Source organism: Bradyrhizobium lablabi (assembly GCF_001440475.1).
In the GTDB taxonomy this organism is placed as follows: Bacteria; Pseudomonadota; Alphaproteobacteria; order Rhizobiales; family Xanthobacteraceae; genus Bradyrhizobium; species Bradyrhizobium lablabi.
On the sequence record NZ_LLYB01000062.1, the window covers coordinates 50651 to 59235 of the forward strand.

General features: G+C 61.9%; 8 protein-coding genes. 1 reads left to right on the plus strand and 7 read right to left on the minus strand.

Annotated elements, in window-relative coordinates; all coding sequences use genetic code 11:
• Window positions 1-251: 251 nt before the first annotated feature.
• From CQ14_RS14710 to CQ14_RS14740, 6 genes are all read right to left on the minus strand, one after another.
• Window positions 252-1478 carry a radical SAM protein gene (locus CQ14_RS14710; RefSeq protein ID WP_057858598.1) on the minus strand — a complete coding sequence of 409 codons (1227 nt, stop codon included), beginning with the start codon at window positions 1476-1478 and terminating at the stop codon, window positions 252-254.
• A gap of 549 nt (window positions 1479-2027) precedes the next feature.
• The gene (locus CQ14_RS14720) at window positions 2028-2687 is read right to left on the minus strand and encodes a hypothetical protein (protein WP_057858600.1); all 660 of its coding nucleotides are present in this window, start codon (window positions 2685-2687) and stop codon (window positions 2028-2030) included.
• Between the two features lie 11 nt (window positions 2688-2698).
• Complete coding sequence (locus tag CQ14_RS14725; RefSeq protein ID WP_057858601.1) at window positions 2699-3175, minus strand: type II 3-dehydroquinate dehydratase; 477 nt, start codon at window positions 3173-3175, stop codon at window positions 2699-2701.
• Between the two features lie 54 nt (window positions 3176-3229).
• Complete coding sequence (locus tag CQ14_RS14730) at window positions 3230-4510, minus strand: TRAP transporter large permease subunit (protein WP_057858602.1); 1281 nt, start codon at window positions 4508-4510, stop codon at window positions 3230-3232.
• 27 nt (window positions 4511-4537) lie between these two features.
• The gene (locus CQ14_RS14735) at window positions 4538-5062 is read right to left on the minus strand and encodes a TRAP transporter small permease (RefSeq protein WP_057858603.1); all 525 of its coding nucleotides are present in this window, start codon (window positions 5060-5062) and stop codon (window positions 4538-4540) included.
• A gap of 17 nt (window positions 5063-5079) precedes the next feature.
• Window positions 5080-6087 (minus strand): TRAP transporter substrate-binding protein, encoded by a 1008-nt coding sequence (locus CQ14_RS14740; protein ID WP_245320351.1) that lies wholly within the window; start codon window positions 6085-6087, stop codon window positions 5080-5082.
• A 191-nt stretch (window positions 6088-6278) separates the two neighbouring features.
• Here CQ14_RS14740 and CQ14_RS14745 point away from each other — a divergent pair, with 191 nt between their 5' ends.
• Entirely contained in the window at window positions 6279-6953 is a 675-nt protein-coding gene (locus tag CQ14_RS14745) for a GntR family transcriptional regulator (RefSeq protein WP_057858609.1), read from the plus strand.
• A gap of 58 nt (window positions 6954-7011) precedes the next feature.
• Here the strand turns inward: CQ14_RS14745 and CQ14_RS14750 are convergent, their stop codons facing one another.
• On the minus strand, window positions 7012-8205 hold the full coding sequence (locus CQ14_RS14750) for a CaiB/BaiF CoA transferase family protein (RefSeq protein WP_057858605.1): 1194 nt from the start codon (window positions 8203-8205) through the stop codon (window positions 7012-7014).
• Window positions 8206-8585: the final 380 nt, after the last annotated feature.

Sequence of the window (8585 nt, forward strand, 5' to 3'; positions counted from 1 at the left end):
CGTCACGTACGTCGTCGTGACATCAGCGTCCATCGCATCTCACCGCACGTTCGTGACGTTCGCGAGCCGCCCCTCCATCGGGTGAGACGAACGGAGTCATGCCGCTGATTTGGGTGACATGTTAAGCGGAATATTTTTGATTCCCGGGCTTGACACGATTTCGGAAAATCAGAAGTGANGGTCGTGCCAGTTTTTCGCAGTTGCGCATCAAATTTGCGCTTGCGTGCAAAGCAAATCAGTTTCCTGTCGGACTATGAATCGTGTGCTGGAGGCGACGGCGTGAGTTCACGCTCCAACTGGGTACCTGGCAACGTCTCCCGCACGTTGATGCGTTCGCCACCGGGCTTGCTGACGTACAGATGGCTCTCCAATACGGATTGCATGTTTTCGAACATCGAATAGAGGTCGTCGCAATAGACCGACGGATTGTCGTAACCGTTTTCCTTGGAGAAACGATGCGGAAGATAGCCTCCGCCACAAGCGTTCATGAACTTGCACTGCCGGCACTTTTCGCAAAGATGGATTGAAGCATCGCGCGCGGCTTTCCAGCGAGGCTCGTTCCTGACGTCGTCAATGGCATGATCGAAGATGTTGAACCTGGTCTGGGTGAATCCGTCGCCCGCAATCCGCAACACGTCGTGGGCCTCCACCGTGCCGTCGGTCATGACGGTGCAGAGTTCGACCGGCTTGTGGCCCACGCCCTCGGTGGGCGAATTGTTGCCGAGCAGGGCTGTGATCATGTCCGAAATGATCCGGATATTGGTTGTCGGCGCACTGCGATTGGCTGCCAGCCACAAGTCGAGCAGACCATTGTAGAACGAGGCGATGGATGCCGGCTTCTCATCCACCGTCGCATCGGGGATCATGATGTCATAGCTTGAAATTCCGCACGCAGCGAAGAACTCGGCATACTGTGCCGGCGGGTAGGCGGGATTGCAGACGGCCAACGCCATTACGCCAATGTCGCGTGACGCAAGCATGCGAGCAGCGCGTTCCACCGCAGCGTGGGTGCCCGTACCTTGAAAAGTACGACGGTGAATGTCGTGAATATGTGCCGGTCCATCGAGACTGATTGCAACCGAGATGTTGCGCGTCTCGAAGCAGTCCAGCCATTCATCGTCGATCAGCACGCCGTTTGTCGTGACCGCGACAGGTATTTCGCAGCCTGTTCGTGATGAGATGTTCTCGCATGCGTCGGCAAAACGATGGAAATTCTCAACGCCCCACAGCAAGGGCTCGCCGCCGTGCAGAATGATGGGAAAATCGACGAGCTTGTACCTGGCGACATGTTGCTCGATGCGCTGCAGCAATTGCTGCAGCACGTGGCTGCTCATCAACTTCGGCTTTTTGTAAACAGTCGCGTCGCGGAACCAATAGCAATAGGAGCAATCAATGTTGCATCTCGTCGCCACCTTGACCAGCAGCTGCGTGATCGGCTGATATTGAAAGGCAGCGGAATCTGAATCGTCAGCCGACATGCCGGCACCGAAATGGGCTGGATGAAACGACTACCAGTCTTCGACCATAGCGTTTTCGGGCGAAGTGGACCCCGGTTCGCGTTAAGAAAACGCGTCAAATCAAGAACCCAGAGCCCGGTTCTGATTCAATCAGAACCGAAAAGGCTCTGATCTAGTATCCTCGGACAAATCCCCCTCTGCGGAACGCGCCTACGCCCGGAGCATATCCGGCCCTGCGAAAGGCGCCGGCGCGAGCCCCTTTGGCAAACGCCCCCCGTCTGAAAGCAACCTCGGTTGCCACGGGGTCAGGATTCTGGCCGCGCAGGTCACTCAGCAGCGCGTCGATGCCTTGGTGATCGCTCTGTATTGTTGCGCCTGGACCGTGCAATTGCAGGAGGCTCGCCAAAACCTTCAGCGTCGTTATCGCCATGGTTATGCTCCTCTTTTCGCGAAGCAGCCGAGGGATCGAACGAAAGGCCGGTGTTCACCGGTTGAGCAGAGGGGAAGTATGCCTCCTGTATTATAGCCGAAATGTGGTGGGCCGCAAAGCGAACTGCCTTCATCCGCGCTTCAGCCCTGCAGGAGCCGCTTCGGTAGGCTGAACGCCAGCCGGTAAAGTGGCAGACCGTCGATCGCGCCGTGATCCTCGGCAGGAAGCGTCTTGCGCAGGTGAGCGAGGGCGTCGCGGACCGCGGCTTCGTCCAGTCCCTCGATCAGCAGCAAGGCAGCAAAGGAGCCGTCGTTGGCCCGCATGCCCTTCTCGCGCGTCTTGATCGAGGTCTGCGCGATGTCGGTGAGCAGCACGCGCGCGGCGATGATCCGGTCGAGGCGGGCGAGTTCGGCGACGACTCCGGCGGCGTCCCAGGACGGGACGGCATCAAGGCGCAGGGGAGCGACGATGCCGCCCTGGCCGGTGCCGGCCGACGCTGCGATACGGCCGCCACCGCGCGCGAAATTGCCGAGCTTGGGCATGATGCGCTGCGACCATGGCGTCGGCGCGTTGAGCCGGGCCAGGTAATCCGGTCCGCCGACGACGCGTTCGTCCTCGAGCTCATAGAGAATGAAGTAGCGGTTCACCGCGACGCCCAGCGCACGGAAGATCCGGCACGCGAGGAAGCCATTGATGCCGACGCGCTCCGCGGCATGTTCGCGTGTGATCCAGTGCGCCCAGTCGGTTTCGTCCTGCGGCGTCAGATCGCTCCAGATCGCGAGATAGCCGGCTCCCTGCATGGCGCGTTTCCTTACTTTGGGCCGACACGTACGGCCGCCGGCAGTGAGACGGGCAGCTTGCCGGCGCCCTGCAGCGCGGCCTGCATGGCGACGATGTAGCCGTAGGGGCCGAGGCCTGCGATCACGCCCTTGACCGCGGCGGAGAGCTTTGAGTGCCGGTGCAGCTCGTCGCGGGCGTGGATGTTTGAAATATGCACCTCGTAGATCGGCCCTTCGAAGATCTTCATGGCGTCAAACATCGCAATCGAGGTGAAGGAGTAGGCGGCGGGGTTGATGATGAGGGCATCCGCCGAGGTCCGCGCGGACTGGATGAGGTCGACCAGCACGCCTTCGTGGTTGGACTGGTGGAACGCCAGCTCCGCGCCGGCAAAAGCGGCGAACTCCTCGCAGGAGGCCTTGATGGCGTCGAGCGTGGTCGAGCCGTAGATGTGCGGCTCGCGGATGCCGAGCATGTTGAGGTTCGGGCCATTGAGGATCATGATGCGCATGGAATGCCTTTCACGGGAAAATGACGGGGCAGTGTAACCGATCGCGACAACATGTCAGCCGGTGAACCATTTCGCCGGCACGGTGACGACAGATGGAAACAGCACCATCAGGAACAGCACGATCAGTTGGGCGATCAGGAACGGCCAGACGCCCTTGATGATGTCTTCCATGCTGATGCGCGACACGCCGCAGACGACGTTGAGGACGATGCCGACAGGCGGCGTGATCAGGCCGATCGAGTTGTTGATGATGAAGAGCACGCCGAAGTAGACCGGGTCGATGCCGGCCTGCTTGACGATCGGCATCAGGATCGGCGTCAGGATCAGGATGGTGGGCGTCATGTCGAGCGCGGTGCCGACGATCACGACCAGCAGCATGATCGCGAGCATCAGCAGCGTCTGGTTGCCCATGAACGGGCGGACCAGATCGACCACCTGGGTGGCGATCTCGGAAACCGTGATCAGCCAGGAAGAAACCAGCGCGGCTGCGACCAGGAACATGACGACGCTGGTGCTGAGCGCGGCGGAGACGAAGACCTCGTAGAGGTCGCCGATCTTCAGCTCGCGGTAAACGCAGGTGGAGACGAACAGGGCGTAGACGGCGACCACCACAGCGGCCTCGGTCGGCGTGAACACGCCGAAGCGGAGGCCGACGACGATGATCGCGGGCAGCATCAAGGCCCAGAAGCCGTCGACGAAGGCCCAGGCGATCTCGCGCAGCGACTTTCGCGGCGGGCTCTCGGTATGGCCGTCGCGCGCGACCCACCACCAGGCGACGCACAAGCCGGCGCCCAGCATCAGTCCCGGAAAGATACCGGCCAGGAACAATTTCGAGATCGAGACGCCGCCGGTAACGCCGAACAGCACAAAGCCGATGCTGGGCGGAATGACGGGGCCGATGACGCCACTGGCCGCGACGAGTCCTGCCGCATGTATCTTGCGATGGCCGGCCGCGACCATCATCGGCACCAGCAGGGCGGCCAGCGCGGCCGCGTCCGCGGCGGCCGATCCCGATAGCGAAGACAGCACGCAGGCGGCCAGGATCGTGACGTAGCCCAGCCCGCCCTTGACGTGGCCGACGACGGCCAGCGCGACATTGACGATGCGCCTTGCAAGCCCGCCGCGGTTCATCAACTCGCCCGCCAGCATGAAGAACGGCACGGCCATCAGCGGAAAACTGTCGGCGCCGTTGATGATGTTCTGGGCGACGATCTGGGAGTCGAAGATATCGAGCGAGTGCATCAGCGCGACGCCGCAGACAACCAGCGCGAATGCGATCGGCATGCCGAGCGCCATGGCGCCAAGCAGCGAGAAGGTGAAGACGGCGAGCGTCACGCGCGCACCCGCAGCGTGGAAGCAGAATCAGACATGCTCCTCGCTCTCCTTCACCGAGATCAGATCTTCTTCGGTCGCCGCTCCGGATAGAACACGCACGAGATCAAGAAGCAGGATCACCGCCGCGGACACACCGAAGACAAGTCCGGAGGAATAGAAGAACAGGCCGACCGAAATGCCGGAGGCGGGGGCGCTGTCGCCGAAGGTCAGCACGGCCTGCTTCCAGCTTCCGAGCGTGAGCAGGGCGTCGGCGTAGAGCATCAGGAGGTAGCTCGCGACGAAGCAGATTTTCTTACCGAGCGGAGGGAGGGCGCGGACCAGGGTATCGACGCCGAGATGGGCGTGCTGGCGCAGTGCCACGATGGCGCCGAGGAAAGTCAGCCAGACCAGCAGCCACCGCGACAGCTCCTCCGAAGTCGCGATCCCCGAATTGAAGAGATAGCGCATCACGACATTGGTGAAGACCAGCACCACCATCGCGGCAAGGCACGCCACGATGACGAGTTTGAGCAGCCGGCAGTAGAGGTCGATCAGCCGTTCGACGGCGGCCATGGATCTTTACCCGGCGGCTACTTGGCGCCGCGGATGCGCGCCAGCTCGCTGGTGAACAGCTTGACCCGGGCCGGGTCATATTCACCGGAGAATTTCTCCACGACGGGTTTGGTGGCTTCCTGCATGCGGGCATATTCGGCCGGCGCGATCTCGTTGAACTGCATGCCCTTGGCCTTCAACTCATCCAGCGCCTTGTCCGCGGCGAGCTTGGTCTGGTCGCGCTGGTATTCGCGCGTCTCGGCAAAGCTGTCGCGCAGCATCTTCTGCTCTTCCGCCGACAGGCCGTCCCAGAACTTCTTGCTGACGATGATGACGTTCTGGGTGAAGGTGTGATTGGTGGCGGAGACGTATTTCTGCACCTCAAAGAACTTGTTCGACAGGATGACGCTGTAGGGATTCTCCTGGCCGTCGACGGTCCTGTTTTCCAGCGCACTGTACAATTCGCCGAACGCCATCGGCACCGGATTCGCTTTCAGCGCCTTGAAGGTTTCGAGATAGACCGGGTTCGGGATCACCCGCAGCTTGAGGCCGGCAAAATCCTCGACCTTCGCGATCGGGCGGCTCGAGTTGGTGGCGTTGCGGAAGCCGAGGCCCCAGTAGCCGAGGCCGATCAGCTCCTTTTCGGGCAGCAATTCGAGCATGGCTTTTCCGAACGCGCCCTGGGCCAGCGCTTCGGCCTGCTCGAACGTGCTGACGGTGAAGGGGAAGTCGAACAGGCCGAGATCCTTGACGACACCGGCGAGCGAGGTCGTCGACGCCGAGAGGATTTCCTGCGTGCCGCCGCGCACCGCCGACTGCTGCTGCATCTCGTTGCCGAGCTGGGAGGCCGGGAATTCGCGGATCTTCAGCTTGCCGCCGCTCTTGGCCGCCAGCACCTCGGCGAACTTCTTCACGCCAAAGCTGATCGGGTGGTCGGTGTTGTTGAGGTGACCCCAGCGGATGGTGCGTTCCTGCACCTGCGCCGACGCCGGTGTCCCCAACAGCGCGCAAAGGCTGACGGCTGCGCACAACAATCCCATCCGCATGACGGTTTCTCCCTTTGGTTCGCGATCATTTGGCGTCGCGGCGGGGGAGACTTAGTCATAGGATGATGTAATAGTCAAAATATAAAATAGATATCATCATATGAAACATGATATGTATGAGGAAAGGTGAGGCTTGAGGGGAATCGGCCGGCATGGCACTGCCGGGCGATGCCCTCGTGCATGGATTGGCGATGACACTGGTCGAGCGGACGGAAGAGCAGGAGGCGGTCGGCGATGACGGCTATCGCCGCATCCGCGCCGACATCGTGTTTGGCCGGCTGCGTCCGGGCCACAAGCTCAGGCTTGAAGGCCTGAAGGAGGACTACGGCGTAAGTGTTTCCACGCTGCGCGAAATTCTCAATCGCCTCGCCGCGGAAGGTTTTGTGCTGGCGGAGGGCCGCCGCGGTTTCGAGGTGGCGCCGATCTCGGTGGAGAACCTGAAAGAGCTGGCCGAACTTCGCCTTCTACTTGAATCTCACGCGATGGGCGTGTCGTTCGCCCATGCCGATGTCGAGTGGGAAGGGCGCGTGGTCTCCGCCCACCACAAGCTCGCATCAACCGAGCAATTGATGGAAACCGGCCTCGACGCGCTGGAGCAGTGGAAGCGCTATGACGGCGAATTCCATCAGGCGCTGATCTCCAATTGCGGCTCGCGCATGCTGATGGAGACGCATGCGTTGGTGTTCGACAAATACTTCCGCTACCAGATGGTCGCGTTCAGCTATCGCGGCAGCGAGCCCGCCGCCCAGCACAAGGCGCTGCTCGAAGCCGCGTTAAAGCGCGATGTGAAGACCGCGACCGAAACGCTGCGTGCGCATGTGAATAATTGCGTGGAGCACGCGCTGGCGACGGCGGCGTTGAAGTAGGGCGTGGCCACTACGAATCTCTAAGCAGCAAGCCTCGCAATGACGGTTGTGGCGCGGATTACACCACCTTGCGCTGGCGCAGCTCCGCGATCTCGTCCTTTGCAAAGCCGAACTCCGCCAGCACTTCCTCGGTCTGTTCGCCGAATTCCGGCGGCCGCGCGGCCATCGTGCTTGGCGTGCGCGACAGCGACACCGGCTGGCCGACGAGCTGGATGTGGCGGTTCTCATCGTTGGGCACGTGCTGGGCGATGCCGAGATGCTTGACCTGGGCGTCTTCGAACATCTGGTCGATCGAATAGATCGGGCCGCAGGGTACGCCGGCCTCGTTCAATTCCTTGACCCAGGTTTCCGTCGATTTCTTCTCGGTGAATTTGCTGATGACGGCGTTGAGCGCGTCGCGGTTCTTCGAGCGCGCCGGCGCGGTGGCATAATCGGGGTTGGTGACGAGTTCGGGCGCGCCGATCGCCTGCGCGCAGCGCTCCCAGATCCGCCCGCCCGTGGTGGCGATGTTGATGTAGCCGTCGGAGGTCTTGAAGACGCCGGTCGGGATCGAGGTCGGATGGTTGTTGCCGGCCTGCTTGGCGACGTCCTTTTCCATCAGCCAGCGTGAGGCCTGGAAATCCAGCATGAAGATCTGCGCCTGCAGCAGCGAGGTCTGCACCCACTGGCCCTCGCCGGAGACGTCGCGCTCCAGCAGGGCGGTGAGGATGCCGAGCGCGCAGAACAGCCCGGCGGTGAGGTCGGCGACGGGGATGCCGACCCGCATCGGGCCCTCGCCAGGCGCGCCGGTGATCGACATCAGCCCGCCCATGCCTTGCGCGATCTGATCGAAGCCCGGCCGCTTGTGGTAGGGGCCGTCCTGGCCGAAGCCGGAGATGCTGCCATAGACGAGGCGCGGATTGATCTGGCGCAGGCTCTCATAGTCGATGCCGAGCTTGGCCTTCACGTCGGGGCGGAAGTTCTCGACCACCACGTCGGCCTGCTCGGCGAGGCGCTTGAACACTTCCAGGCCCTTGGGGTCCTTCAGGTTCAGCGTCATGGCCCGCTTGTTGCGGTGCAAATTCTGGAAATCCGAGCCTTGGCGCGGGCCGCCCGGCTGCTCGCCGCCGCCATCTTCCAGCAGCGCGTCGATCTTGATGACATTGGCGCCCCAGTCCGCCAGCTGCCGCACGCAAGTGGGCCCGGAGCGAACGCGGGTGAGGTCGAGCACGGTGAAGCGGGAAAGGGCCTGCGAAGCGCGTGGGAAAGGCATTGAGAAACCTTATTTTTTTGGATTTTCGCGGATGGGAAGGAGGCAGCCCGGCCTGACTTAAACAAATCTGGCGATGATTTCCAACAGCTTGTTGGAGGCCGGGCCTGAGGGACNCTTTGGGCATTTCGCTGCACCACCCTCCGTCGGGGTTCACTTACCTGAGTCGCACAACCTTCTTTTGATCTAATCAGCACGTTCGCACTCGGCGATTGCGAACGAGTCGAGAAGCTTGAGCAGCGGCAGAAGGCTGACCCTCAAATCTGGCGATGATTTCCAACAGCTTGTTGGAGGCCGGGCCTGAGGGACNGGTGTGGCGGCAGGTCCAGGCCGGAAGCCCGCCTGCGCGGCGAAGCGAATCCTACCTCCGCAAAACTACGGGG

Excerpts from the sequence above, each read along its gene's own strand:
- CQ14_RS14720 (WP_057858600.1), bottom strand. The coding sequence starts at position 2,687 with ATGCAGGGAGCCGGCTATCTCGCGATCTGGAGCGATCTGACGCCGCAG.
- CQ14_RS14710 (WP_057858598.1), bottom strand. The coding sequence starts at position 1,478 with ATGTCGGCTGACGATTCAGATTCCGCTGCCTTTCAATATCAGCCGATC.
- CQ14_RS14745 (WP_057858609.1), top strand. The coding sequence starts at position 6,279 with ATGACACTGGTCGAGCGGACGGAAGAGCAGGAGGCGGTCGGCGATGAC.
- CQ14_RS14735 (WP_057858603.1), bottom strand. The coding sequence starts at position 5,062 with ATGGCCGCCGTCGAACGGCTGATCGACCTCTACTGCCGGCTGCTCAAA.
- CQ14_RS14725 (WP_057858601.1), bottom strand. The coding sequence starts at position 3,175 with ATGCGCATCATGATCCTCAATGGCCCGAACCTCAACATGCTCGGCATC.
- CQ14_RS14740 (WP_245320351.1), bottom strand. The coding sequence starts at position 6,087 with ATGCGGATGGGATTGTTGTGCGCAGCCGTCAGCCTTTGCGCGCTGTTG.
- CQ14_RS14750 (WP_057858605.1), bottom strand. The coding sequence starts at position 8,205 with ATGCCTTTCCCACGCGCTTCGCAGGCCCTTTCCCGCTTCACCGTGCTC.